Raw genomic sequence first — 23,005 nt, 5'->3', positions numbered from 1 at the left:
AGATTTAAACTCATTTTAAAGGTGGATGAACCATGAAAGTCAGACACTTAACAGCCCTCTTAATGATCATATTCATAGTCGGATACGTGGCACCTGCAGTGGCAACAGGCCTCTGGGCATCACCGGCAGACTTCCGATACAACCTCAAGCCAGGAGATTCAGTGAGCGGCGAGGTCACGGTGCGGAACATCGGCAAGGAGGAGGTAAGCGTCAACGTGACCAAGAAGAGGCTCCTCATGGACAGTGTGAACCTGGTGTACTCTGACAGGGGTATAGCCCAGTGGATCACCATCGAAGGTAACACGACCTTCAGGCTAAAACCCGGGGAGTCAAGGAAGATAAGATTCACGGTCAACGCACCTGGAAAGATAAACTACCTCGACGCCGCAGGGGCCCTGGTGATAAGGGGAGTGCCGGTCCAGAATGCAGCCACTGGACAGATACAGATAGTCCAGGGAGTCGAACTGGTGGTACCCATATATGTGGGTCTCCCCGGGCCGATCATCGAGTCACTCAAACTGGAGGACCACAAAGCACCCACCATACTTCTGAGCTTCATGCCCGGTAGTTCACCTACAAACTCAAAAATACAGGTACAGTCCAGGCAAACATGACAGGGGCCATTGAACTCACTGGGATAACCGGTAAACAGAGGGTGCCCATCGATGGTGTCGTCTACCCTGAGGACAGCTACACACTGGTTGAGACATGGAAGCCGGGATGGCTTGAATTCGGACCATACACCGCCCGGACAGAGATAAAGTATGGACGTTTCCATCAGACAAAGACCCTTGAGACCAGCGACACGGTCATCGTGATACCTGCATGGCTGATAATCCTCCTCGTCCTCGGAGCCACAGTGTGGTGATCCGTAAGAAGGGAATTGAACCTCCAATCGCGATCAAGATCGAGAGGAAAAAGTAATCCATCCTTTTTTCTTTTCTACCATATTCTCAGTTAATTGATCACTTTATGCAGTTCTTCTAAAACTATTTTGTTCTGAGCATCTCAGGATAATTCCATACAGTTCTCCTTTTAAAGCAGTGAGTATTACAATACATCCCATCATCACCCAAGTAGTAATAATTAAGACTTATATGTTAGTAAGATCATTATTTTTAATGATAAAATTAAAAGGAGGTGAAAAAGGTATGGAAAGACAGTATTTCATGGTTTTCATGGTTCTTCTCGTTGCTGTGGCACTTACAGGTTCGGTGAGTGCAGCTGATACAAACTGTGAGGTGGGGGTTGACGTCAAATATGAATACGCCGACGATAATGGCAATATCAACCCTGACATCCAGGAACTGACAGACGAAAACGGGACAAAGATAAACTTCACCAGAACATTTGACCCGGCAGCAAACATGACCAAAATCAAATTCAACTACCAGAGAACATCACAAACACCACAAAATTCACAGTAAAAATCCGTGCCCCCGGATACAGGGAACTCTCACATACCTTCCAGCTAACAGACTACGGCACGGTATACGCAGCCCATCTTTCACTCACCATGAACGCCACAGAAGCCTACAAACTGGGAAGGGAAACAACAAAGAAGGCAGACCAGATCCTCAACTTCACCAGAACCGGTGAGGTCCTGGTCATAACAACAGCAGGAACAGCATACTACAAAAACCAGACGACAGAGGACGCCCTGGAGGGTATACTCAACCAGGCCCGCGGTATAGTGAGCTATGGTAAAGGAAACCTCCTGATGCTCCGAAAAACCAGACTCGATCCACTGGACTTCGCATTCATAGTAAGGAAAGGTAACGACCTCATACTCGCCTACTTCAAAAACGCCAGCATGACACCCATCTACATTGGAACGGTCTCACAGAATATGACCCTCACACAGTACCAGGCACTGCAGAAAAAACTTGGAAACGACACATTCCCCATAGCAAGCCTGGCCAACGCCTGGGCCATAGGACTCTCAGCAGACATCCTCAGGGAAGCAGCATTCCACGGCCACGTCTGCATGGGAACAATCAGCGGCTACGAATGATAGAAACACTCCTCAAATACTACCCTGCTACAAATGAATTCGGCCTACCACTGGAGGGTGTGAGCTACCAGGTCATAGGTGTACCCGGCGGTTCAGACGATGACGTCTTCATATATGCCATGGATGCGACACCCGGTAAAAGGGCATATGTGGGGTTCAACACAACTGAAGACACCAACATTGTGGGTTTCATTCGATGGAACTCAAAGACAAAAAAAGGTACACTTATCATAATGGCCTACAACCTTCAGGACCTCATCAGCAAATACAAACAGGAAACCGGTGAAACAGCAGTATCAGAACTTAAATTCAACGCATGGGCAGTTAAAAAACTAACAACAAGTCCAGAAACCCTTGTGAAGATCCTCTACGCATTCGACAACCTCACACAGGACCAGGTAAACTACCTCATGGGATATGAACCCACAAAGGGTAACACGACCATCGCCGCAGCCGGGCTTGACCTCAACTACATCCTCAACCAGACAAACCTTATAAATGCAACCCCATCTAACAGCAGTTACAGTACAGGCAATCTAACATACGGGGACCTCAAGAACATCGGCCGCCTTGCGGCAGAGAAGGCTGTAGAGCTCTTCCAGGCCATGGGTATAAATCTTGAAAGGGATGACTATCAGCTATTTGTCCTCACATCAGCAGGCTACGTCAGGTTAAACAACCAGGAGACCAGTCCAATCTGGGATGGAATCTATGACATCCTCGGATCAAGACTCAGCAGGAAAACACTTCTACCAGTACATGCACCGCTCTGGGGTCAGCTGAAATTCGACTTCTGTCTGATCAACGGGACACAGAAGATAATCAAATCAATGTACTACAACATCACAAGCGGAACACTTGTTGTTCAGAATTCATCCAATTACAGAATAGAAGAGGTCCTACCATACGATCCACCCTTTGACGTGCTGATGGGTTGGCTCTTCCACAACCACGTCTGTGGTGGAAGCTCACCAGGTTACCTCATAGCCGACTACATCTTCAACACTTACCCAAGGGGGAAAACGAGAAGTACATCTATGTCACAACACTCGATAACTGTAAGGACGACATACTCTTCATGCTCCTCGGTGTTTCAGCGGGACAGGGAACCTACGCCAACCAGAGGCTGACAAGTGATGAGACAACACTGGAAACAACAGGCGGCGGTATGAATGGAATGGTGGGCTACATCATAATATGGGATGAAAAGACAAACACTGGAAGGGTTGCAGTTATCACATGGCAGAGCCCAAGGTTTGCATCAGGATCCAACTCCTACGAAGAGTACATCCGACTCTACAAGCATGATTACTCCTCACCAAACCTGGTATCAGCACCGGTTGTCAGTACAGCCGCGGAACGTCTTATAAACAAGGAGGAACTTGGCATACTCCTTGCAGGTGGAACTGGCTCCATGAATGCCCTTCAGTATATTTTCAGTATCCCATCCAACAGGACCCTCGAGGACCTTATACCTGTGAACAACGGTGGAACACCAGTTAACAACGGAGGAACCCAGGGAGGTTCAACCGGTGGTGTTCCTTCAGGTTCAGCTGGTGGTATCAGCGGCGGACACTCAGGTTATTCACCGGGTGTGGATACTGCGGCTTCACCCGCAGAGGTGGGCGCTGCATCCTCAGTGTCAGAGGAGCCTGCATCAACCCCTTCAAAGGCCTATGAGGTTAAGAATGCTACATCAGGCGCCAGTGGCGGTGACTCCTCATGGTATGTCTACGGTATCGTGGGTGTCCTTGTTGCCGCTGGTCTTGTGGCCTTCGGATTCCTCAGGGGCGGAGCAGGAAAATAAACCCCCACTCTTTTTCTTTTTTATATCAGTAACACCATTCTCAACAATAAATTTATACATGTAAAGGTACCACCCACTAAATGGAGGTTTCACCATGAAGATAAGGGGTGTGTCCTTAATCCTTGTTCTTATGATGCTCCTTACACCCGCCTCATTTGCCTGGAAGACTGTGACCCACTACGACACAGCAGAGGCCATATACGAGAAGCTACCCTCCCACAAGAAACCCAGGTTAAACCTCAACGCCATGGTCGACGGGTCCAACGACCCTGATGAGAAGTTCCATGATACAGTGAGACACAGCTTCCCCAGGAGCTTCACCGAGGCGAAGAAATGGCTCGACCGTGGAAGGAGTGCCTACAGGAACAGGAACTACAGGTATGCGAGTTACTGTTTCGGGGTTGCAAGCCACTACATAACAGACACCTTCAGCGCCCCCCACTGTGTGAGCGGGGAGTCATCATCACTCCATACAGGCTATGAGAGGCAGGCGCTGTACCTTGCACCCAGAATAAAGTATGTGTCAGGGGACCTCTACACACTGATGAAGCAGGGCTACCTCAACGGTAGGAGTGACTGGTCAAGGTGGACGAGGACAAAGAGCCCATCAACAGTCCAGAGGGACCTCGACATGGGTACCAGTGTCGCATATATGGCAATAAACTCAGCCATGAATTAAAAAATTAATTATTTATTTTTCCGTGATGGTGACTGCTCTACCATCAACAATCAGTATCATCTAGAAGCTCAGCTCTGATATCCTCTCCATGGCCTTCACAGTGTTCCTGAAGGAGTTGAAGGCTGTGAGACGGAAGTAACCCTCACCACTTGGTCCGAAACCTGAGCCCGGTGTCCCAACGACCTCAGCATCATTGAGGAGGGTGTCAAAGAACTGCCAGGAGTCCATTCCCTCGGGCGTCCTTATCCAGATGTATGGTGCGTTTACACCACCATAGTACCTTAAACCTGCCCTTTCAAGGCTTTCCCTTATTATCCTGGCGTTTTCCATGTAGTAATCAATGGATTCCCTTATCTCCCGCTGCCCCTCAGGTGTGTAGACAGCCTCGGCCGCCCTCTGGACCGGGTAGGAGACTCCGTTGAACTTTGTTGTCTGGCGCCTGTTCCAGAGTTCCCTCACAGAGTGCATCCTTCCGCTGCTGTCAGGGACCTCAAGTTCTTCAGGTACAACCGTGAAGGCACACCTTGTACCTGTGAAGCCCGCGTTCTTTGAGAAGCTCCTGAACTCAATCGCGACTTCCCTTGCACCTTCGACTTCGTAGATGCTGTGGGGTATCCCATCCTCCTGGATGTAGGCCTCGTAGGCTGCATCGAAGAGTATCAAGCTGCCACTGTCCCTTGCATAGTCCACCCACTCAGCAAGCTGTTTCTCTGTCAGTGTTGTTCCTGTGGGGTTGTTGGGGTAGCAGAGGTAGATGAGGTCCACCCTCTCCTCTGGGAGGGAGGGTATGAAGCTGTTCTCCTCTGTACATGGGAGGTAGACAAGTCCACTGTATCTTCCATCGTCGTCTGCCGGGCCGGCACGTCCTGCCATGACGTTGCTCTCAACGTAAACAGGGTAGACAGGGTCTGTGACAGCGACAACGTTGTCGAGTCCAAAGATCTCCTGGATGTTTCCTGTGTCGCACTTGGCACCGTCGCTTATGAAGATCTCATCTGCTGTGATATCAACTCCCCTTGAAGCGTAGTCGTTCTCTGCTATGGCCTCCCTGAGGAAGGGGTATCCCTGTTCCGGTCCGTAGCCCCTGAATGTCTCCTCCTCTGCCATCTCATCAACGGCCCTGTGGAAGGCCTCAACAACTGCCTCCGGGAGGGGCCTTGTCACATCACCTATACCCATCCTGATTATGTCAGCGTCAGGATTTTTTCTCTGGAATTCCTCAACTCTCCTGTTTATCTCGGAGAATATGTAGCTGCTTTTAAGTAGCAGGTAGTTCTCGTTTACAGTCACCATGATTTATCCTCCAGAAGTTAATTCAACACGAGAAGAATGATATTATCATGTAGTCCACTGGAGTTAATAAAAATTGCTGTGCTGAATCCCCAGCCTGTGAAGAAGCCGGATCACTGCTGGAAAACAAAAAATTCTTTCTCAGGGATACCCTGTTAAAAAAGGAATTATAAACCCCAGAAAACAGAAAAATCATTTGTGGGCATAGTAGAAGACCATTCCTGGGCCTGCAGAATCCAGGCGGGCGAAGCCGAACCTCTCAAGCTGCACAACATCATCAACCTCCAGTTCTGATGCGTCAGCCTCGATGACTCCCCTCACCCTGGAGGCGTCCGGCATGATGACCTCGGCCTCAAGGGCGGACTCTGCAGGGACCCAGTGTATCATTGAAGCGCCGAGTTCACGGGCCTCCTCGATGCCCTCACTGTGGTACCTCAGTTCACCCCCAGAGTAGATCACGTTAACCGCGTCTATGAGGCGCAGCGGTCCTTCCCCAAGGTCATCGCCCGGCAGGTACACCTCACCCCTCAGTTCAAGTACCCTGTTCCCGATTTCAGGGTGGTCCGGGTGTAGGGGCCTTTCAACCCTGACAGGTCCGGGTAAACCCACCACTTCAAGTTTAACAGGATCTGCAGCAAAGAAGTACCTCCTGGCCTCCTCTTCGAGGATGCTCCTGTTGAGGCCGTAGATCTTCTTCCAGCTCATTGTGGAATCTGCTATCTTTACGCCGATTTCAACCATTAACTTTCTTATGGCCTCCGGTCGTATACCCCTCCTTGCAATGGCCCTCAGGGTTCCGAGGCGTGGGTCGTCCCATCCAGAATACTCACCCCTGAGGATGCCCTCACGGGCCCCCGAGGTGCTGAGTGCAACGTCGTCCATCTTCAGGCGCCCGTAGTGTATGAATTCGGGGGGCTCCCAGCCAAGGTGCCTGTAGAGGTACTCCTGCTTCTCTCTGTTTGCCAGGTGGTCCTTACCCCTCAGGACGTGTGTCACGCCAAGGAGGTGGTCATCAACCGCCACTGAGAAGTTCATCATGGGGTAGACCCTGTAGCGTGTACCGGTGCGTGGGTGCTCTGCCTCAACGATCCTCATTGAGACCCAGTCTCTTATGGCAGGGTTTGGGTGGTTCAGGTCCGTTTTAACCCTCACAACGGCTGAGCCCTCCTTCATCTCGAACATTTCCCTCCATCGCTGGAGGTTCTCCCTGAAACCAAGGGACCTGCAGTGACAGGCCTCTCCCCTGTTCTTGAGTTCCCTGAACTCCTCCGGCCTGCATGTGCATACATACGCACCACCCCTCTCTATGAGTTTCTCTGTGTACTCATAGTAGGTTTCCATGCGGTCGCTCTGGATAACTGTCTCATCCCATTCAACGCCCAGCCACTCAAGGTCGGCTGGAATCATATCGTAGGCCTCCGGGTCAACCCTGCGGGGGTCCGTGTCCTCTATCCTGAGGATGAGCCTGCCGTCATATTTCCTTGCATATTCATGGTTGAGGATCGCGGCCCTTGCATGGCCTATGTGGAGGGGTCCGCTGGGGTTGGGGGCGAACCTGAGGACCACCTCACCCTTCACCCCGGCCAGTTCCCTTAGACCCTTCCGCTTCTTCTGTTTCCTCTCGGTGATCTCAAGGCCCAGCCTCTCCATCTCCTGCTGCTGCTCCTCGGGGCTTAAACTGTTAACCCTCTCAACAGCGGCCTCAACTGCTTCCTTAACCTGGGGCGCCATCTTCCTGAGTTCAGGTTCGTTGCTCATGACGGCCCCCATGACGGCCCCCGGGTTTGCCCTTCCCCTGTGTTTCACAGCGTTCAGGAGTGCGTACCTGTAGACAAGGTCCTCCACTGGCACCACCTAGTGTTCCCTTTCAAGGACGAAGTCGGCTATCATGGCGAGGGCTTCCCTTGCATCCGATTCCTCAAGTACCTCGAGGCGTTCCTTTGCCATCCTCACATGGTCCAGGGCCACAGCATGGGCATATTCTGTTGCCCCGTATCGTTCAAATATCTCTATGGCCTCTGCCACAAGTTTCTCGTCCCCGGAGCCCAGGATGGATATCAGCCTCTCCCTGTCCTTCTCTGATGCCCTCTCAAGTGCCTTCACAACCATGAGGGTCATCTTTCCCTCTGCTATGTCACTGCCCACTGGTTTGCCAAGGGATTCCTCGTCACTGACCACGTCGAGGTAGTCGTCGTGTATCTGGAATGCGAGACCAATGCATCTGCCATAGTCCTCGAGGGCGGCGATCTCCTGGGGTGAACCACCACCCATTATCGCCCCGGCCTTTGTTGCTGCTGCGATGAGGGCTGCTGTCTTCTTGTAGATCATCTCCATGTATTCCTCCTCTGTGACGTCCAGCCTCTCCTCGAATCCCATGTCAAGGGCCTGGCCCTCACATATCTTGACGCAGGAGTCAACGACAACTGCAAGAGCTTCCTTCACCATTTCAGAGTCACCGTTCCTGATAACCGCCTCGAAGGCCTTTGAGAAGAGAACATCACCGGCGAGTATGGCCATGGGTTCCCCCCAGAGGACATGGACGGCAGGTTCGCCTCTCCTGATCTCATCGTCATCCATTATATCATCGTGGATGAGTGAGAATGTGTGGATCAGTTCTATTGCCGCTGCAACACCCGCAGCATCCCCGGGGTCTCCGCCAACAGCCTCAGAGCTTAAGAGGGCCAGTGATGGTCTTATCTTCTTACCGCCTGCTGTGATGAGGTGTTCTGATGCTCTGAGTAACGTCTCGGGTGTTATGTCACTGATGGACTCCCTTATCCTCTCATCAGCCATTTCAGAGTACTTCCTTAGAATATCCATTACTTCCATCATCGGATACCTCCATTAAAGACCTGTGCCTGTCCATTCCTTAGGATATGTATATCGTTACCCAGCTTGTAGCCCTCCTCCTCTGCTATCTCTGCGTAGGCCGAGAGCATGCTCAGGTCACCGTGGGCAGGTATTATGTGCATGGGGTTCAGCATTCTTATGAAGTCCCTGTGGTCCTCCCTTCCAGCATGCCCTGACACATGGGCGTTGGTGTAGATCCTGGCACCGCTTGATGCCAGACGCCTCTCCATCAGGTTCCTGTTGGCAACGTTCATGGGGTTCGGGATGACCGGGGCTGATATCACAACATTATCACCCCTCTGTATCCTGAACTGGGTCTTTGCATTGGCTATCCTTGGGAGCAGTGCGTCGGGTTCCCCCTGATGTCCCGTGGTTATGAGGAGGTAGTCCTCGCGCTTTGCCTCTGCACGTGCAAGGGCCCTGTTAACTGCCTTGGGACTTCCATATATGCTCGCATTCTCAGGGAGTTTCAGGATCCCCATTGCCTCTGCGAGTCCACAGTAGCGCTCCATTGACCTTCCCAGGAGAAGCATCTGCCTGTCGCTCTTTGATGCTATGTCACTTATGGCCTGTATACGTTCCATGTGGGATGAGAAGGTTGTCACGATCATCCCGGTCTTCTCCTCCAGGGGGTTCTTCATTATGTCCTCCAGGACTATCCTTGCAACCTTCTCTGAGTGGGTCTTGACCTCCTGCTTCTCATTGGCCCTTGTTGTCTCGACTATCATGGCGAGGACGCCCTTCCTTCCAAGTTCCCTGAGACGGTGGTAGTCTGGTGGTGGGGATATCTTCTGGTGGTCGTCGAATTTGAAGTCCAGTGCATAGACTATTATGCCCTCCGGTGTGTGCAGGGCTGCTATCACTGACTGGGGTATGCTGTGGGTTGACTGGATGAACTCCAGGGTTATACCCGGTGATATCTGACACTTCTCCCCGGCGTTCAGTACCTGGAGTGTGTTGAGGACGTTGAACTTCCTCTCAGCCTTTATTGTTCTCTCTATGAGTGCTATGGTGTAGGGTGTTGCTATTATGGGCGCCTGGTACCTGTGGGCGAGTTTTGCAACTGCCCCTATATGGTCAAGGTGCCCATGGGTGAATACTATGGCCCTGACCTTCCCGTCAACGTCCTTCATGAGGGTATCGTCGGGGATGACCCCCCTCTCAATGAGGTCGAGGCTGTGCATCCTTGCTATATCTGTGTCCTCATGTATGTGAACCCTGTCAAGGTGAATCCCCATATCAAATATTACAACGTCATCTCCTACCTTAACGGCGGACATGTTCTTACCAACTTCCTCGTATCCGCCGATCGCAATTACTTCTACGCTCAAATTATGACCTCCTGGCGTATTTTTTAGTTTCAAAGCCCCTTTGGTTCAGCCATTCTCCTGTATGGCCTGTTATTATGACTGGTGATTTTTTAAGATCGTCAAGTGTCTCTGCACCTGCCAGGTACATTGCAGTCCTGAGGGCCTCATTGAATCCCTCAATTACCTTAATAACTTCCCTGTAGCCATGCCCCGCTGCTTCAAGGACCGGGAGTGCAATCCCCACCATTTCTGCACCGAGGGATATTGCCTTGGCGGCGTCGATCCCGCTCCTGATACCCCCTGATGCTATTACCGGGATGCTGACAGATTCCACGACCTCCACGGTGCTTGCAGCGGTTGGTATGCCCCAGTCCCAGAAGAGTTCTCCGAGGTACCTGTCATCCGCCCGGTATGTTTCCACGGCAGCCCAGCTGGTGCCGCCTGCACCTGCAACATCTATGGCTGATACACCACAGGATTCAAGTTCAATGGCATCCTCTGAGCATATACCTGCCCCTGTCTCCTTCACCATTACCGGGACGTCCACTGACTCAACTATTGCTGATATGGACTCGAGGGCCCCTGATGAGTCAACGTCTCCTCCGGGCTGTATGGACTCCTGGAGTGGGTTGAGGTGCACTGCCAGGGCGTCTGCATCTATCATCTCCACGGCCCTTTCAGCGTATTCGATATGTGAACTTCCAATGTTACCTATGAGCATTGCTGAGGGTGCCTCCTCCCTTGCGATGGTGTAGGTCCCCTCAAGTTCAGGGTGCTCCACCCCGGCCCTCTGACTTCCAAGTCCAAGTGCTATTCCAAGTTTCTCTGCCGCCCTGGCAAGTTCCCTGTTTATCTTCATGGAGGCCGGGTGGCCGCCTGTGATTGCACTTATCATTACAGGAGATGATAATTCCCTGCCGAGAAAATCAAGGCTTATATCTATCTTTTCCTTGTTTATTTCAGGTATGGCTCTGTGAACTATCTCAATATCCTCGAAGCCTGTCTTCTTCCTGTACTCAACATCACAGCTGGCGCACAGGATCAGATGCTCCAGTTTCCTATCCGAAATCATATTTTAACGCCCTTAAAAATTTTCCATCACCCTATAAATTCCTTTGAATGTTGATTGATAATCGTGAATGTCCTCAATGTTTCCCTGTGATTCTTGTGCCCCGTACCTCCTCTCCCAGGAGGGCCCTCTCAATATTTCCGGGCACTGCAGCATTAATTATTTCAGATTCCACACCCTTCTCTGCAAGCAGAAGGAGTTCCCTTATCTTACCGACCATTCCACCCGTCACATCAGTGTTAAGTGTCCCGTCAAGGGATTCAAGGTCATCGAGTGATCCTATAACATCAAGGAGCCTTGCATCGGGGTGCTTCTTAGGGTTCCTGGTGTATACCCCGTCCACATCTGTCCCGAGTATGACCCTCTCCGGCATCAGCCTCAGGGAGAAGTGGTTTATCAGCTGGTCTCCTGATATGACAGAAAATTTCAACCTCCTGTCTGAGTCAAGTACAACGTCACCGTAGACCACCGGTACCATACCCTCCTCAAGGTAGGATCTGATCAGTGAGATATCCGCGTGGCTTATGCGGCCAGCATGGGCCCTTATGAAAGCTGATGGCTGCATTGAAACTGCTGGAATTCCCTCAGCAAGGAGTGCGTCGCATACATGGCTGTTAAGCTTTTTAACCCAGTTCTGGGTCAGTGCAAATCCAAACCTCCGGCGCCTGAGGTCCTCCTCATTCTCTATCTCCGAGCCTATCCTGTACTCACCTGCAAATGGGTGGCCAAAGGACCCTGCGCCGTGCACTATCATCAATGATGATGGCGAAGCGTTCCCTATCTCTGAGGCTATCCTTTCAAGGTTATCCCTGTCTATTGCAGGTTCCTCAGAGTCCTTCCTGGTAATTACACTTCCACCAAGCTTGAGAATGATCATTACATATGCACCCTGTGAATATTAGATGAGTCCCTTAACCGAAAACTCTGCCCTCATGGCTTTCCAGTTCCTGTTAAGGGCCGTGACAACATCATCCACACATCCCGGGCAGTGGGCTATTATGCTCCCGCCGCCGCCGGCTCCTGTGATCTTTGAACCTGCTGCCCCGGCGTTCCTTGCCTCATAGACCATCATTGAAAGTTCACGTGTGGAAACGCCCATGGAGTCCAGCAGCCCCTGGTTGAGGTTCATGAGCTCCCCCAGGGGTTCTGTGTTGTTCCTTAGAAGTTCCCTGTATGCTGTATTGGTTATGGACTCAACTGTGTCCATTATCCTCCCCATGATATCCGGGAATCTCCTGAACCTTTCAGCTACGCCGGCAACCATCCTGGCTGTTTCCCCTGAATAGTCAAGGTGTGCTATTACAAGGTCCCCCAGGTCGGCCTCAAACTGCCTCACCCTCCTCTGGCTGTCAAGGTATACAAGGCCCCCATAGGTGCTGATGGCTGTGTCAAGGGGGCTGGCGGCTCCCTGTACATCAACCTCCACCCTGTGGGCCCTGGCTGCTGTCTCCCCGGGTCCATGATCCCTTCCATGGTACCTGTCGAGGGGACCTATCAGTGCAACGGTGAGTGCAGCCGATGAACCTAGGCCTGAACCGGCGGGTATCTCCATCTCCACCCTGATGTCAAGGGGTGATGCGTCATGGTAAAGCTCGAGGCACCTCCCGATGTAGTCCAGGATGCCACCGGATGGTCTCTCTGAACTGTGGCGTATACCCAGGGAGGGGATGGTTACATGGGTGCTGCTGGATTCACTTACGGTTACAGTCACCCTGCGGTCTATGGCGGCTGCTATTGCCGGCTTGCTGTAGACCACTGCGTGTTCACCAAAAAGAATGGCCTTGGCAGGTGCGGATGCCGACGACTTCAATGTTTCACCCTTATCTCAGGACAAGTGAGCGTAGCCCACCACCGAGCTGCGGTCACCGGTAACATCTCCACTTGTTGCATATCTCAGTAGGTCGCATTCTGTGGCTCCAAGAATCCTTGAGGCTATGATGGTAGCCGCTACCGGCCCATAACCGCACATGGTTGCGTTGAGTTCACTGATAACACCGTACATGCCGGTATCATCCATTGCTGTTATCCTGTCAATGATCCTTCTGTCGGTGGCTTCAGCAATGTCCTGTGGACTGTAGTGTGTGAAGTCTGTGCTTGCGATGACAGCCGCATCCCTTCCGGTTTCCCTGATGGCTGATGCGACCGCATGTCCAACATCGGCGGCTGTCTCATGGCCCTGCATCCACATGGTAACTGGAACTATCCTGAAGTTATCTGTGAAGTACTGGATGAAGGGTACATGCACCTCACAGCTGTGCTCGGCGAGGTGTGCTGTCTCATCCAGGTCTATGATCCCTGATTCTCTCACAATGGCTTCTGCAAGCTCTGAGTCTATCTCCACTGTACCGAGGGGTGTCTCCCATGCACCCTGCTGCATAAGCGATACACCTGACCCCATCCCTGTGTGGTTGGGGCAGATTATCACCAGGGTCCCGGGGATTCCATCGGATACCAGCTCATGGTAGGCGTGTGCTGCCACGGGTCCTGAATACATGTAACCTGCGTGGGGGGCGATCACCCCCTTTATCCTCCTCATGGACCCCACTGCCGGAAGGGTGCCGGGTCCGAGCTCATGCTCGAAACACCATTCAATGCGCCTTCTGAGGGCCGCGGGGTCCCGTTCATAGAAAGCTCCCGCCACTGCAGGTCTCCTTATCATATGACCACTTCTAGATCTTCAGTTCGAACTCTGTTGGAGGTATGTCCAGGTCCTCATCCTCCTTGAGGATGCCCTTCTCCCGGAGGAACTGCCTTGCCAGTAACCAGTAGACAAGGGCTATGGCCTTACGTCCCTTGTTGTTGACGGGTATTGCTATATCAACATTTCCAAGGAGGTTTTCAGTGTCACAGAGGGCAACCACAGGTATGCCTATCTGTTTGGCCTCGATGATTGCCTGTGAATCTGATCTTGGATCTGTGGCCACCAGGACCTCCGGTTCAATGAACTTCGCATAGTTAGGATTTGTGAGTGTACCGGGTATGAACCTTCCAGGTATGGTCCTTGCACCTGTAACTTCACCGAATTTCCTCACAGGTTCCTGTCCATACTGTCTTGTTGAAACAGCGAGGATGTCATCGGGTTCATACTTTGAGAGGAACTTTGAAGCCGCGATTACCCTGTCATTTGTCTTCCTTATATCGAGGACGTAGAGTCCGTCTGATCTCACACGGTAAATGTACTTCTCCATATCAGCTGTTTTCTGCTGTGTTCCAATGTGCAGTCCTGCTGCAAGGTATTTGTCCAGTGGTATTAGTAGTTCTGACAATCTATCACCTCAAATAAGTTTCAATATTTAAAATGGCAGATCAGCCATCCTTGAATATGGAATCTCTTCCTGTATGCGTATGAGTTCGTTGAGTTTGGCTATCCTCTCACCGCCTATTGCACCTGTCTTTATGAGGGGTGCTCCGAAGGCCACCGCAAGGTGGGCTATGGTATCATCTGTTGTCTCACCTGACCTGTGTGAAACCACAGGGGTGTACCTGTTCTCGAGGGCCAGTTTGACGGTGAGGTAGGTGTCTGTGAGGGTGCCTATCTGGTTGGGCTTGATGATTATGGCGTTGGCTGCACCCATCTCTATACCCTCCCTGAGTATCTCCCTGTTGGTCACGAAGATATCGTCACCACAGATCATGCAGCGGTCACCAACCAGGGATGTCAGCTCGGCGAAACCCTCAAGGTCTCCCTCATGGAGGGGGTCCTCGACATAGTACATGTCATAGGTTTCAATTATCTCCTTAACAAATTCTATCTGTTCGCCTGTGTCCTTCTGGACGTTCTCCTGCCTGTAGACGTACTTCTCAATCTCAGGGTCCCAGAATTCGCTCGCTGCAAGGTCCAGCGATGGTCTCACCTCAACACCGAGTTCATCTGTTACCTCCTCACAGGCAGTGGCCTGTATCTCCAGGGCGTCCCCGTTTGAGAGGCTGGGCACCCATCCGCCCTCATCACCCTTACCTCCTGCAAAGGACGGGTCCTTCTTCTGGATGAGCTCCCTTATCCTCTTATGGACGGCTGCATTTGCGAAAACCGCCTCGGTTATGTCCTCAGCACCCACAGGCACAACCAGGAACTCCTGTATGTCAGGGGCGTTTTTTCCTGCGTGGGCCCCCCCATTTATCATGTTACCCAGGGGGTAGGGTATGGATGTTGCAAGGTTTCCGCCGAGGAACCTGTAGAGGGGCATGTTGTAGGATGATGCTGCTGCCTTTGCGGTTGCCATTGAAACAGCCACCACGGTGTTACCTCCCAGAGATGAGAGATTTTCGGTCCCGTCGATCTCCTTTAGGACGAGGTCTATGTCCTGGAGGTCCACTGCATCCATTCCTATGAGTTCTGAGGAGATTATATCCTCGACCTCTGTTATTATCTCATCAACCCCCCCTGATGGGAAGGCTGCAACCTCCCTGGAACCTGTGCTTGCACCGCTGGGGGCTGCAGCCCTTCCAAAGCCGTTCCAGGTTATAACATCAACCTCAACCGTCGGGTTTCCCCTGCTGTCAAGAATTTTCCTTACTCTAACATCTTCAATAATACTTTCCATTAAAACACCTCATAATAAACTCTAGACTGAAAAATAGTGGTTTATTAGAGTTTATTTGTCTCTTCTAACGTCCAGTGGCATGACCTTCTTTTCAAGTTCCTTTCTGGCTATATCAACAGGGTCCAGTGACTCCTTGATCTCAACGAGTGGTCTTGCACCCATTGATATCTGGAGTGCCCTGGCACCTATCAGCCTAGCCCTTTCAAAACGTGTGAGTTTTTTTGACGCCATATGCATATGCCTCCAAGAAAAACATTAAAATAGAGGTTCTTGGATTCGATTTGATGGGACCGCCGAGATTTGAACTCGGGTCTCCAGCGTTCCGGTGCTGACCATCCCCGTTCCAGTTGAAAAGTCCGGAAACTTCTTCAATGGCTGGGAGGATGGACCAAGCTACCCTACGGTCCCCTACCATGTCTCAACATGTGAAATTAACATTCGTCTGCAGCAGTACCTCTTGAGACCCAGGTCATCAAGCACGTCCTTGGGGTCCTCTCCATCAGCCACTCTCCTCTGATACTCATTGAAATAGGCTGATACAGGTTTTCCGCAGCTTAAACATCTTACTGGAATCATACTGAATCATTCTACTCTTTAGTTTATAAAATAAAAATATATAAAGTTATCGATTGATCTACCTGTAACTCTTCTGTCTCCTTGCACGGGCGCCTCGGCCCCCGTACTTCTTGGGCTCTGAACGTCTGGGGTCTCCCACCAGCATTGTCCTGTCGTACTGTACGAACTTCTCCTTGAGGTCCATGTCACTGGTCCAGTCCACGAGTCCCCTGGCGATGACCATCCTTGCAGCCTCGGCCTGTCCAACTATACCCCCACCAACGACCCTGACGTTTATGTCAACGTCATTTATAACGTCGCCGGCAAGTTTCAGTGGTTCCATGATCTTGAGCCTTGCAAGTTCAGGTGTGTAGAGTTCAACCGGGACCTTGTTGATCCTCACTCTACCCTTACCTTCCCTGATGGTCCCCCTTGCAATGGCGGTTTTCCTTTTGCCGCTTGTGTGAATAACCTTCTTCATGATTACACTCCCTATCTGTAATCTAGCACCCAGAAGTTCTGAGATCTCTCCGAGTTCCATTCCCTTTTTTATGCTGCCTGCCTTTGCATCGGGTATTTCAACCATTTCTTCATCCTTGAATTCACGTGGAATACCCACATATGCCTTGAGGCCCTTGAAGGCTTCTCTTCCCTTTGATTTCTTGTAGGGTAGCATGCCCCTCACGGTCCTTCTGAATATGTCGTCGGGCCTTCTGGGGTACTTGGGACCCATCCTTCTGGGGTTGGATATGCTGGCCCTGTCAATCCTCTGCTTGTACTTGCCGTATGCCCATTCCTTAGAACCTGTGATCAGGATCTTCTCGGCATTTAAGACGATCACTTCCTCCCCCTCAAGGAGCTTCTTGCTGACGACACTTGCCAGTCTTCCAAGGATATGTCCTTCTCCGTTGATGATCATGAGCAACACCTTATTCTATTATCTTTATGTTCTTAATGGCCGGGTTCTCTTCAACAATTTTTCCGAGTGTCAGGCACTCTCCCCCGGCCCTCTCGATCTTATCCCTTGCTGTCTGTGAAAATGACAGGGCAACAACCTGGACCCTGTGGTCAAGGTTTCCGCTTCCAAGGACCTTTCCAGGCACGAGAACTGTTTCATCCTCATCGGAGTGCCTGTTTATCTTGGATATATTGACTGCAGCCCTGTTCCTTGTGGGCCTTTCGAGTCTCCTTGCAACGTCCTTCCAGATTGCTGCGCCTTCCTGGGATGATTTTTTCCTGAGATTACGTATGAGTTTTATAAGATTGGGATTCGTCTTGGTAATCTTCCTTACCATTGGTTAGCCTCCTTCACAAAATGTTATTACCTGCTCTGCCTTGTCCCTGAGGATGTCACAGGCCTTAAGGAGAACATCCTTTGGGTCAACTGATCCGTCGGTCTCTATCCTGAATATGAACTTGCCTTCCTCGTATCCCACATCTATGGCCCTCTTATCACATGCCCTGACACAGCTCTTGCACATTGAACAGTTTTCAAGGTCAACAACCACGGGTTTACCTGATTCCTCTCCAAGAACATCCCTCGGGCATGCCTCGATGCATTCAAGGCACTCGTCACAGTCTTCACTGAACTCTATCCTGGGGTAGTATTTGTATGCGCATGCTGTGGTGGGTTCCCATTTCGCATGTTCCCTTCCCACACCCAGCTGTGCGACGGCCTCCAGTTCAAGCTCATCATCATCTCCAAGCTTCACAAGGGGAATGTCAGGGTAAACCGGTTTAACTGCGGGTGTTTCTGAAACAAGATCCCCTGAGTAAACAACACCCGGGCCCTTCTTCCTGAGGGTGAGGGATACACTGCACTCTGAGCAGTACTCCTCACAGTCGCACTCCTCAGGCATTTTAAGGGATTCAGCAAATTCAGGGTCAGCTGCAAGGGGTACAAGCCCCAGCCTGTGGGCCAGTACCTCATCGAACATCTTGGCGTCGTTCCTGTACATGTTGACGTACTCAATTGCCAGTTTGGGGACCTCCATCATGCAGATCCTCCTTATGGCGTTTATGAATGGAACCGTGACGCCGCTGACCACAAAGACCATTTCGGTATCAGTTTTTTCCTTAAGAGCAATATCCATTTTAGACCCTTCTTCCCCTCTTACCTCCAGGTCTACCTGTTCCATCGTGAGGTATGGGAGTTACATCCTCAATTTTACCTATCCTCATTCCAGCCCTTGCCAGTGCCCTTATGGCTGCCTGTGCACCTGGTCCGGGTGTCCTTGGACCGTTTCCACCAGGAGCCCTGACCTTTATGTGCAGGCCGACGATGCCCTTCTCCTTTGCATCATCAGCTGCCCTTGTTGCGGCCTCCATTGCAGCGAAGGGTGAGGACTCCTGACGGTCCGCCCTCACAACCTTACCACCGGACCACTGTGTTATGGTCTCTGCACCGGTTATGTCTGTGATGGTGATTATTGTGTTGTTGAATGATGAGTAAATATTTGCAATTCCCCATTTTTCCTTCTCAGCCATTTTATCTCTCCCTGAAATTATTCAGCGTCCTGGGCTGCTTCTATCTGTTTTTTCATTGGGGATGATGGGTAGAACCCTATCTTATCCTCTTCTCCCCTTTTAACTATGTATCCCGGGGCGTCGATCTTCCTTCCGTCAAGGGCTATGTGGCCGTGGATGACCATCTGCCTGGCCTCCTTCACGGTCCTTGCAAGTCCCCTCTTGTGGACCAGTGTCTGGAGTCTTCTCCTGAGCACGTCCTCCACTGTGAGGTCCAGGACGTCCTCGAGTTTGGCGCCCTCGTTGAGTATTCCTGTCCTGACGAGGTGGCCCAGGAGCTGTTCCCTCTCCTTCCCTGTGTGTTCACTGGCCATACCAAGGAGGTACCTTGCGTCCCTCCTGTATCTCCTCACCATTGTCTCTGCTTTCCAGACTTCCTTCTTGTTCTTGAGGCCGTATTTTGCCACGAGCCTGTTTTCTTCCTTTATTCTTTCAGCGTTCCATGGGTGAGGTGGAGTATCATACTTTTTCCTTGCCTTACGTGGGTGTCCCATTTTAACATCTCCTTAACTATCTCTTCTTCCTTCTCACACCAACTGAGGAGCCTTTCCTAAATGTTGACTTTGTCCTCTGTCCCCTGACAGGTAGTCCAAGTTCGTGTCTCCTTCCCTTGTAGCTCCTTGTTTTCCTCATCCTGTTGAGGTCCTCTCTGAGGCACATTTCGAGGTCAGATTCTATGAGGTGCTTGTCCTCGCCTGTCTCGTAATCGTTACGCCTGTTGATCATCCATGATGGGATGTTATACTTGGCAGGGTTCTTTATGGCCTCTTCAAGTCTCTCTATTTCCTCATCGGAAAGGTAGCCTATTCTCTGATTGAGATCGTATCCTGCTGACATGATTATTGCCCTTGAAAGAGCCTTACCAACGCCCTTTATACTTGTAAGGGCATTTTCCATGGTCTTATTACCATCAATGTCCTTTCTGGCAATACGAACCATATGTTTGAATTCTTCTTCCATTCATTAACCTCCAGTAAGAGTGAATTCGCGGGACGGGGGTTTGCGAATTCTTCATAAGAGTCGTAGGTGCAACAGGGTTGCTTTAACCGACGCCGGGACTGGGATTTGAACCCAGGAGGAGCAAAGCTCCACAAGATTTCCAGTCTTGCGCCTTACCTGGCTAGGCTATCCCGGCACAGGATGTATCATATAACTGTATATTATGACATCTATTTAAGTATTGCTGCCGTCGGTTTCTAGCGCCACATCCTCGGGTAGGTTCCCGGTTCCATGAAGACCTTGCGGGTTTCAATAACAAGACCACCATCTGCCGCTGCAATATCCAGTGCAGACATGGATGCCTCGCCAACACCCACCAGTTCGCCCTTGAGGGTCATTATGGCGACGGTGTCCCCCCAGGCTATGTTATCATCCAGTCCGGCTATACCGCCACGTGCAAGATCAGCGCCATGGCATATTGCATCAACCGCCGAGTCCAGGATAACCACACGGGGGAGGTGACCCACTGCAAACTCCATGGGGAGGATGCACTCCCTCAGGAAGGTCTCATCTCCATCCTCAACCCAGAACTGGTATGCGTCCTTGAGATCATGGAGTGTCACAAGGCCCTCCTCTGTGAAGGGTCCCACGGCTGTGCGTCTGAGTTCAGCCATGTGGGCACCTGCACCAAGGGCCTCGCCAACATCGTGGCAGTACTTTCTCACATAGGTCCCCGCCTCACAGGCTATCCTGAAGAGAACATCCTGACCATCCACCTCCAGTATATCCACACGGTAGATTGTTCTGACGCGGAGATCCCTTTTAACTGCGGATTTGAGTGGGGGTATCTGGAATATCTTCCCCTGAAATTCCCCCAGGACCTCCCTTATTCTTTCCTCATCCACCTCCCTGTGGACCCTCATGAGGCAAACGTACTCCTTAGGAGCCTCCAGGAGGAGCTGCATGACCCTGGTGGCCCTGTCTATTCCCAGGGGGAGCACACCAGTAACCTTCGGGTCGAGTGTGCCGCCGTGTCCCACCTTCTCCACGTGGAGCATGTCCCTGACCCATGAATCCACCTGATGGGATGTTGGACCTGAGGGTTTATCAAGGTTCACAACACCCATGGATATATGGGCCTCAATGTCCCGTTCAGCCGGTGGGCACCCGTAGTCAGGGTTTGTGGTGGCCTCCTTTAGTTCAATGAAGTTTGCCATGAGGGATACCTGCAAAAAAAGAGGTGAGTTTATTCCAGGGATTCAAGTTCCTTCTTTATCTCCTCAATATCATCTGACTTGAGTTCTATCTTATTCTCAGTGGGTTCGAGGTGGCTCACGTTGCACCTTCTATTTTTAACGTTAACACCCACAACTTCAACGAAGTTTTTGTCGATGATATCGAGTATCACGCCATTTTCACCGGCTTCTCTTCCTGCGGTTTTTACACATACTCTTCCAACTTCTATTGCTGCCATTAAATCACCTCAGTAACTTTTAGTATGATGTCAGCTAGCCTCGGCGTCAAAACGGTTGGTGTTTATCACAATGTCATATACCTCAAGGTCATCCACATCTATTCCATGAATCTCCCTGTACCTCTGGGCCTCGCTCCTCTCACGTATCCGGATCTCCTCTCTGACCGTCTCTATGTCCTTTGATTCCCGGACACTTATGCGCTGGGCCCTGACATCGAAGGGCGCTATGAGGAGCACCTTAAGGTCGGCCCTTGCGAAGTGGGCAGAGAGTCTGCCCTCAAGTATGAGGTCCTCGTGTTCATCTGCAAGTCTGGCCTGTCTCCTGTCAATTTCAATGTCAATTTCAGGGTTTTCCTCTGCAATCCTGCTGAATTCAAGGATGTCAAGTTCCCTCTCAGCAGCCATCTGCCTGAAGACATCTCCAGCAGATACACAGGGGATACCCATCCTCTCAGAGAGTATCCTGGCGACTGTCGTTGTGCCGGTTCCTGCCAGACCACCGATGGTTATGATCATTATGACCTTGCCTCTTTTTTAAAGACTTTGCGTGCGCAGCTTGAGCAGTAGTAACCACCGTATGGTCGGTTGGGCCTCTTCTTGGATTTTGAGAGTTTTCTTATCTCGTAGGGTCTTCCTCTTGGAACACCGTGGAGTGGCTTTCCGCAGCCAGCACATACATGCTTTGAAGGTTTCTTTCTGCGGTAATGGGTAACTGTCCTTCCTCCAGGTGTTTTCTTGAAGATTCTCTTATATGATCTGGATCTGTATCTTAACTCTGGCATTTTTATCTCTCCATAACCTTACATTCCACCTTTAAGTCCCATGAATTTCCTGAATATCTGGGACATGGCAAAGGAGCATAATATGTACCATCCGAGCCATCCTATGGCATAGGATGGGGCGTTTGGTGGCATGCCATAGAACATGTGCCACAGGGGGACAAGGAGGACGTAGTATGCAATCTGGGGTAATATGACCAGTGTATTGACTATGTGTGGCTCCTGTCCCATCCAGTAGAAGACAAGGATTATTGGTATGAATGTGACTATCATCGGCTTGAATGACATGGTCATCATTTCGCGCTGCTTATCCATGAACTCCATCTGTTTCTTCTGGATCTCCTCCAGTGCAGCCATGTCATTCTTCTTCCTTGCCTCCATCATTTCCTGCTGGAATTCCTGCATCTCAACCTTGAGTTCCTCCAGCCTCTCCTGGTCCACAAGGAGCTTGTTGGCCAGGGTTATTACGAAGGCCACGATGGCCGATATCAGGAAAACCGTTAAGATGGGGTTCTGTGGATTCGGGTCCATTGCAATGAATGGGCCGAAAACAGCATTCAGCGCCCCGTAAACAATTTCAAGCACCATTTTATTTTCCTCTTTACCTTACTCCAGAACGCTTTTCATCTCACTGACTGCAGACTCAAGCTGGTTGTTATGGTTCTTAACTATTTTAACCGTTGCGCCTGTGAGTGTTGCATAGGCCATCGCAGCGGCCCTGTTCATCTGCTGATGCAGGTCAATCTCCTGCAGGGACTCCACATCCCTGTCCCTTGTTTTGTCACTTATTCTCCTTGTGAAGATCTCCTCTGCATCGGCTTCAACAAGCACAAACATGTCAGGTTCCAGTTCCTCAAGTACCCATACTGGAAGACCTGGCAGAAAACCAGCGGGCGTCTTTATGGTGCAGTGTGTGTCGACGATTATATTATTCTCCAGTGACCTTTCTCTTATACTTTTCGCAGCAGCCCTCTGTATATCCTTCTGAACCTCAGGTGGGAGTGTCCTCATCTGATCCCTGTTTTCAACGAGGCCCTTCTCAACCGCTATTTCAAGCATGACGTCCCCGTAGTTCACATTGAGATAGTCAAGCTCCTTAAGGGTGTTCTCAAGGACCGTTGTGCTTCCTGAACCAGGTATTCCCGCAACTACAACAACCTTCATGGTAC

At 50.9% G+C, this 23,005-nt stretch carries 30 protein-coding genes, 2 tRNA genes and 2 pseudogenes; 7 read left to right on the top strand and 27 right to left on the bottom strand.

Translation table 11 applies throughout. The annotated features are described in order from the left end of the window. Nucleotides 1–32 precede the first annotated feature (32 nt). From MTH_RS00280 to MTH_RS00265, 7 genes are all read left to right on the top strand, one after another. Nucleotides 33–614 carry a hypothetical protein gene (locus MTH_RS00280; RefSeq protein ID WP_010875699.1) on the top strand — a complete coding sequence of 194 codons (582 nt, stop codon included), beginning with the start codon at nucleotides 33–35 and terminating at the stop codon, nucleotides 612–614. Next, a complete protein-coding gene (locus MTH_RS00275) occupies nucleotides 611–868 on the top strand; it encodes a hypothetical protein (protein WP_010875698.1) in 258 nt (85 codons plus the stop codon). Before MTH_RS00280 ends, MTH_RS00275 begins: the two co-directional genes overlap by 4 nt. Before the next feature lie 283 nt (nucleotides 869–1,151). Next, nucleotides 1,152–1,427, top strand: a complete 276-nt coding sequence (locus MTH_RS09915) for a hypothetical protein (protein ID WP_052261145.1) — start codon at nucleotides 1,152–1,154, stop codon at nucleotides 1,425–1,427. Nucleotides 1,428–1,516: 89 nt separating this feature from the next. Further along, nucleotides 1,517–2,014 (top strand): hypothetical protein, encoded by a 498-nt coding sequence (locus tag MTH_RS09910; RefSeq protein ID WP_010875696.1) that lies wholly within the window; start codon nucleotides 1,517–1,519, stop codon nucleotides 2,012–2,014. Further along, nucleotides 2,011–3,144, top strand: coding sequence for an FmdE family protein (locus MTH_RS09905; RefSeq protein WP_010875695.1), 1,134 nt, complete (start codon nucleotides 2,011–2,013; stop codon nucleotides 3,142–3,144). The genes MTH_RS09910 and MTH_RS09905 overlap by 4 nt, the downstream gene beginning before the upstream one ends. Further along, nucleotides 3,093–3,821, top strand: a complete 729-nt coding sequence (locus tag MTH_RS09900; RefSeq protein WP_052261144.1) for a hypothetical protein — start codon at nucleotides 3,093–3,095, stop codon at nucleotides 3,819–3,821. The genes MTH_RS09905 and MTH_RS09900 overlap by 52 nt, the downstream gene beginning before the upstream one ends. 94 nt (nucleotides 3,822–3,915) lie before the next feature. Beyond that, complete coding sequence (locus MTH_RS00265; protein ID WP_010875693.1) at nucleotides 3,916–4,500, top strand: zinc dependent phospholipase C family protein; 585 nt, start codon at nucleotides 3,916–3,918, stop codon at nucleotides 4,498–4,500. Between the two features lie 60 nt (nucleotides 4,501–4,560). Here MTH_RS00265 and MTH_RS00260 read toward each other — a convergent pair whose 3' ends face one another. From MTH_RS00260 to MTH_RS00135, 27 genes and pseudogenes are all read right to left on the bottom strand, one after another. Further along, complete coding sequence (locus tag MTH_RS00260) at nucleotides 4,561–5,796, bottom strand: LL-diaminopimelate aminotransferase (RefSeq protein ID WP_202943321.1); 1,236 nt, start codon at nucleotides 5,794–5,796, stop codon at nucleotides 4,561–4,563. 186 nt (nucleotides 5,797–5,982) lie between these two features. Next, a complete protein-coding gene (gene gltX / locus MTH_RS00255; protein ID WP_010875691.1) occupies nucleotides 5,983–7,644 on the bottom strand; it encodes a glutamate--tRNA ligase in 1,662 nt (553 codons plus the stop codon). Then, entirely contained in the window at nucleotides 7,645–8,622 is a 978-nt protein-coding gene (gene idsA, locus MTH_RS00250; protein ID WP_010875690.1) for a short chain isoprenyl diphosphate synthase IdsA, read from the bottom strand. Continuing rightward, the gene (locus MTH_RS00245) at nucleotides 8,619–9,971 is read right to left on the bottom strand and encodes an RNase J family beta-CASP ribonuclease (RefSeq protein WP_010875689.1); all 1,353 of its coding nucleotides are present in this window, start codon (nucleotides 9,969–9,971) and stop codon (nucleotides 8,619–8,621) included. Before MTH_RS00245 ends, idsA begins: the two co-directional genes overlap by 4 nt. Nucleotide 9,972: 1 nt before the next feature. Next, a complete protein-coding gene (gene fni, locus MTH_RS00240) occupies nucleotides 9,973–11,022 on the bottom strand; it encodes a type 2 isopentenyl-diphosphate Delta-isomerase (RefSeq protein WP_010875688.1) in 1,050 nt (349 codons plus the stop codon). A gap of 73 nt (nucleotides 11,023–11,095) precedes the next feature. Further along, the gene (locus MTH_RS00235) at nucleotides 11,096–11,896 is read right to left on the bottom strand and encodes an isopentenyl phosphate kinase (protein WP_010875687.1); all 801 of its coding nucleotides are present in this window, start codon (nucleotides 11,894–11,896) and stop codon (nucleotides 11,096–11,098) included. Between the two features lie 21 nt (nucleotides 11,897–11,917). Next, nucleotides 11,918–12,829, bottom strand: a complete 912-nt coding sequence (gene mvk, locus MTH_RS00230) for a mevalonate kinase (protein WP_010875686.1) — start codon at nucleotides 12,827–12,829, stop codon at nucleotides 11,918–11,920. A gap of 15 nt (nucleotides 12,830–12,844) precedes the next feature. Then, a complete protein-coding gene (amrB, locus tag MTH_RS00225) occupies nucleotides 12,845–13,678 on the bottom strand; it encodes an AmmeMemoRadiSam system protein B (protein ID WP_010875685.1) in 834 nt (277 codons plus the stop codon). Between the two features lie 10 nt (nucleotides 13,679–13,688). Continuing rightward, entirely contained in the window at nucleotides 13,689–14,285 is a 597-nt protein-coding gene (rpsB, locus tag MTH_RS00220) for a 30S ribosomal protein S2 (RefSeq protein ID WP_010875684.1), read from the bottom strand. 27 nt (nucleotides 14,286–14,312) lie between these two features. After that, nucleotides 14,313–15,563, bottom strand: a complete 1,251-nt coding sequence (gene eno / locus MTH_RS00215) for a phosphopyruvate hydratase (RefSeq protein WP_010875683.1) — start codon at nucleotides 15,561–15,563, stop codon at nucleotides 14,313–14,315. Nucleotides 15,564–15,614: 51 nt separating this feature from the next. Continuing rightward, the gene (locus MTH_RS00210) at nucleotides 15,615–15,794 is read right to left on the bottom strand and encodes a DNA-directed RNA polymerase subunit K (RefSeq protein WP_162828720.1); all 180 of its coding nucleotides are present in this window, start codon (nucleotides 15,792–15,794) and stop codon (nucleotides 15,615–15,617) included. 54 nt (nucleotides 15,795–15,848) lie between these two features. Next, nucleotides 15,849–15,971: transfer RNA gene (locus MTH_RS09710), tRNA-Pro, on the bottom strand. Continuing rightward, nucleotides 15,972–16,139 carry a DNA-directed RNA polymerase subunit N gene (locus MTH_RS00205; RefSeq protein WP_010875681.1) on the bottom strand — a complete coding sequence of 56 codons (168 nt, stop codon included), beginning with the start codon at nucleotides 16,137–16,139 and terminating at the stop codon, nucleotides 15,972–15,974. It abuts the tRNA gene before it with no gap. Nucleotides 16,140–16,197: 58 nt separating this feature from the next. Then, on the bottom strand, nucleotides 16,198–16,599 hold the full coding sequence (locus MTH_RS00200) for a 30S ribosomal protein S9 (RefSeq protein WP_048061175.1): 402 nt from the start codon (nucleotides 16,597–16,599) through the stop codon (nucleotides 16,198–16,200). A 24-nt stretch (nucleotides 16,600–16,623) separates the two neighbouring features. Then, a pseudogene (locus MTH_RS00195) lies at nucleotides 16,624–17,037 on the bottom strand (50S ribosomal protein L13); the annotation flags it as partial. Between the two features lie 10 nt (nucleotides 17,038–17,047). Then, nucleotides 17,048–17,413 carry a 50S ribosomal protein L18e gene (locus tag MTH_RS00190; protein ID WP_010875679.1) on the bottom strand — a complete coding sequence of 122 codons (366 nt, stop codon included), beginning with the start codon at nucleotides 17,411–17,413 and terminating at the stop codon, nucleotides 17,048–17,050. A 3-nt stretch (nucleotides 17,414–17,416) separates the two neighbouring features. Further along, nucleotides 17,417–18,211, bottom strand: a complete 795-nt coding sequence (locus MTH_RS00185) for a DNA-directed RNA polymerase subunit D (protein WP_010875678.1) — start codon at nucleotides 18,209–18,211, stop codon at nucleotides 17,417–17,419. Between the two features lies 1 nt (nucleotide 18,212). Beyond that, entirely contained in the window at nucleotides 18,213–18,605 is a 393-nt protein-coding gene (locus MTH_RS00180; protein WP_010875677.1) for a 30S ribosomal protein S11, read from the bottom strand. A gap of 17 nt (nucleotides 18,606–18,622) precedes the next feature. Further along, entirely contained in the window at nucleotides 18,623–19,138 is a 516-nt protein-coding gene (gene rpsD, locus MTH_RS00175; protein ID WP_010875676.1) for a 30S ribosomal protein S4, read from the bottom strand. Between the two features lie 16 nt (nucleotides 19,139–19,154). Continuing rightward, on the bottom strand, nucleotides 19,155–19,604 hold the full coding sequence (locus MTH_RS00170; protein WP_010875675.1) for a 30S ribosomal protein S13: 450 nt from the start codon (nucleotides 19,602–19,604) through the stop codon (nucleotides 19,155–19,157). 90 nt (nucleotides 19,605–19,694) lie between these two features. Next, a tRNA-Ser gene (locus MTH_RS00165) sits at nucleotides 19,695–19,779 on the bottom strand. A 61-nt stretch (nucleotides 19,780–19,840) separates the two neighbouring features. Continuing rightward, nucleotides 19,841–20,800, bottom strand: coding sequence for an RNA-guided pseudouridylation complex pseudouridine synthase subunit Cbf5 (locus MTH_RS00160; RefSeq protein WP_048060731.1), 960 nt, complete (start codon nucleotides 20,798–20,800; stop codon nucleotides 19,841–19,843). A 29-nt stretch (nucleotides 20,801–20,829) separates the two neighbouring features. Beyond that, entirely contained in the window at nucleotides 20,830–21,057 is a 228-nt protein-coding gene (locus MTH_RS00155; protein ID WP_010875673.1) for a 50S ribosomal protein L14e, read from the bottom strand. Beyond that, nucleotides 21,057–21,573, bottom strand: a pseudogene (gene cmk, locus MTH_RS00150) ((d)CMP kinase). The gene MTH_RS00155 and the pseudogene cmk overlap by 1 nt, the downstream one beginning before the upstream one ends. Continuing rightward, nucleotides 21,573–21,839, bottom strand: coding sequence for a 50S ribosomal protein L34e (locus tag MTH_RS00145; RefSeq protein WP_010875671.1), 267 nt, complete (start codon nucleotides 21,837–21,839; stop codon nucleotides 21,573–21,575). The pseudogene cmk and the gene MTH_RS00145 overlap by 1 nt, the downstream one beginning before the upstream one ends. A gap of 18 nt (nucleotides 21,840–21,857) precedes the next feature. After that, nucleotides 21,858–22,424 (bottom strand): EMC3/TMCO1 family protein, encoded by a 567-nt coding sequence (locus MTH_RS00140; RefSeq protein WP_010875670.1) that lies wholly within the window; start codon nucleotides 22,422–22,424, stop codon nucleotides 21,858–21,860. Nucleotides 22,425–22,442: 18 nt separating this feature from the next. Then, complete coding sequence (locus tag MTH_RS00135) at nucleotides 22,443–23,000, bottom strand: adenylate kinase (protein WP_048060730.1); 558 nt, start codon at nucleotides 22,998–23,000, stop codon at nucleotides 22,443–22,445. Nucleotides 23,001–23,005: the final 5 nt, after the last annotated feature.

This window comes from Methanothermobacter thermautotrophicus str. Delta H, from assembly GCF_000008645.1.
In the GTDB taxonomy this organism is placed as follows: domain Archaea; phylum Methanobacteriota; class Methanobacteria; order Methanobacteriales; family Methanothermobacteraceae; genus Methanothermobacter; species Methanothermobacter thermautotrophicus.
This window is presented reverse-complemented; position numbering and strand designations above follow the sequence as displayed.

Excerpts from the sequence above, each read along its gene's own strand:
- MTH_RS00145 (WP_010875671.1), bottom strand. The coding sequence starts at position 21,839 with ATGCCAGAGTTAAGATACAGATCCAGATCATATAAGAGAATCTTCAAG.
- MTH_RS00155 (WP_010875673.1), bottom strand. The coding sequence starts at position 21,057 with ATGGCAGCAATAGAAGTTGGAAGAGTATGTGTAAAAACCGCAGGAAGA.
- MTH_RS00210 (WP_162828720.1), bottom strand. The coding sequence starts at position 15,794 with ATGGCGTCAAAAAAACTCACACGTTTTGAAAGGGCTAGGCTGATAGGT.
- MTH_RS00280 (WP_010875699.1), top strand. The coding sequence starts at position 33 with ATGAAAGTCAGACACTTAACAGCCCTCTTAATGATCATATTCATAGTC.
- idsA (WP_010875690.1), bottom strand. The coding sequence starts at position 8,622 with ATGATGGAAGTAATGGATATTCTAAGGAAGTACTCTGAAATGGCTGAT.
- MTH_RS00140 (WP_010875670.1), bottom strand. The coding sequence starts at position 22,424 with ATGGTGCTTGAAATTGTTTACGGGGCGCTGAATGCTGTTTTCGGCCCA.
- MTH_RS09905 (WP_010875695.1), top strand. The coding sequence starts at position 2,011 with ATGATAGAAACACTCCTCAAATACTACCCTGCTACAAATGAATTCGGC.
- MTH_RS09910 (WP_010875696.1), top strand. The coding sequence starts at position 1,517 with ATGAACGCCACAGAAGCCTACAAACTGGGAAGGGAAACAACAAAGAAG.
- MTH_RS00185 (WP_010875678.1), bottom strand. The coding sequence starts at position 18,211 with ATGGATATTGCTCTTAAGGAAAAAACTGATACCGAAATGGTCTTTGTG.
- MTH_RS00235 (WP_010875687.1), bottom strand. The coding sequence starts at position 11,896 with ATGATCATTCTCAAGCTTGGTGGAAGTGTAATTACCAGGAAGGACTCT.
- eno (WP_010875683.1), bottom strand. The coding sequence starts at position 15,563 with ATGGAAAGTATTATTGAAGATGTTAGAGTAAGGAAAATTCTTGACAGC.
- MTH_RS00160 (WP_048060731.1), bottom strand. The coding sequence starts at position 20,800 with ATGGCAAACTTCATTGAACTAAAGGAGGCCACCACAAACCCTGACTAC.
- MTH_RS00275 (WP_010875698.1), top strand. The coding sequence starts at position 611 with ATGACAGGGGCCATTGAACTCACTGGGATAACCGGTAAACAGAGGGTG.
- MTH_RS00180 (WP_010875677.1), bottom strand. The coding sequence starts at position 18,605 with ATGGCTGAGAAGGAAAAATGGGGAATTGCAAATATTTACTCATCATTC.
- fni (WP_010875688.1), bottom strand. The coding sequence starts at position 11,022 with ATGATTTCGGATAGGAAACTGGAGCATCTGATCCTGTGCGCCAGCTGT.
- MTH_RS00135 (WP_048060730.1), bottom strand. The coding sequence starts at position 23,000 with ATGAAGGTTGTTGTAGTTGCGGGAATACCTGGTTCAGGAAGCACAACG.
- MTH_RS00170 (WP_010875675.1), bottom strand. The coding sequence starts at position 19,604 with ATGGAAGAAGAATTCAAACATATGGTTCGTATTGCCAGAAAGGACATT.
- rpsD (WP_010875676.1), bottom strand. The coding sequence starts at position 19,138 with ATGGGACACCCACGTAAGGCAAGGAAAAAGTATGATACTCCACCTCAC.
- MTH_RS00265 (WP_010875693.1), top strand. The coding sequence starts at position 3,916 with ATGAAGATAAGGGGTGTGTCCTTAATCCTTGTTCTTATGATGCTCCTT.
- MTH_RS00190 (WP_010875679.1), bottom strand. The coding sequence starts at position 17,413 with ATGGTAAGGAAGATTACCAAGACGAATCCCAATCTTATAAAACTCATA.
- MTH_RS00205 (WP_010875681.1), bottom strand. The coding sequence starts at position 16,139 with ATGATTCCAGTAAGATGTTTAAGCTGCGGAAAACCTGTATCAGCCTAT.
- MTH_RS09915 (WP_052261145.1), top strand. The coding sequence starts at position 1,152 with ATGGAAAGACAGTATTTCATGGTTTTCATGGTTCTTCTCGTTGCTGTG.
- amrB (WP_010875685.1), bottom strand. The coding sequence starts at position 13,678 with ATGATAAGGAGACCTGCAGTGGCGGGAGCTTTCTATGAACGGGACCCC.
- MTH_RS09900 (WP_052261144.1), top strand. The coding sequence starts at position 3,093 with ATGCTCCTCGGTGTTTCAGCGGGACAGGGAACCTACGCCAACCAGAGG.
- MTH_RS00200 (WP_048061175.1), bottom strand. The coding sequence starts at position 16,599 with ATGAAGAAGGTTATTCACACAAGCGGCAAAAGGAAAACCGCCATTGCA.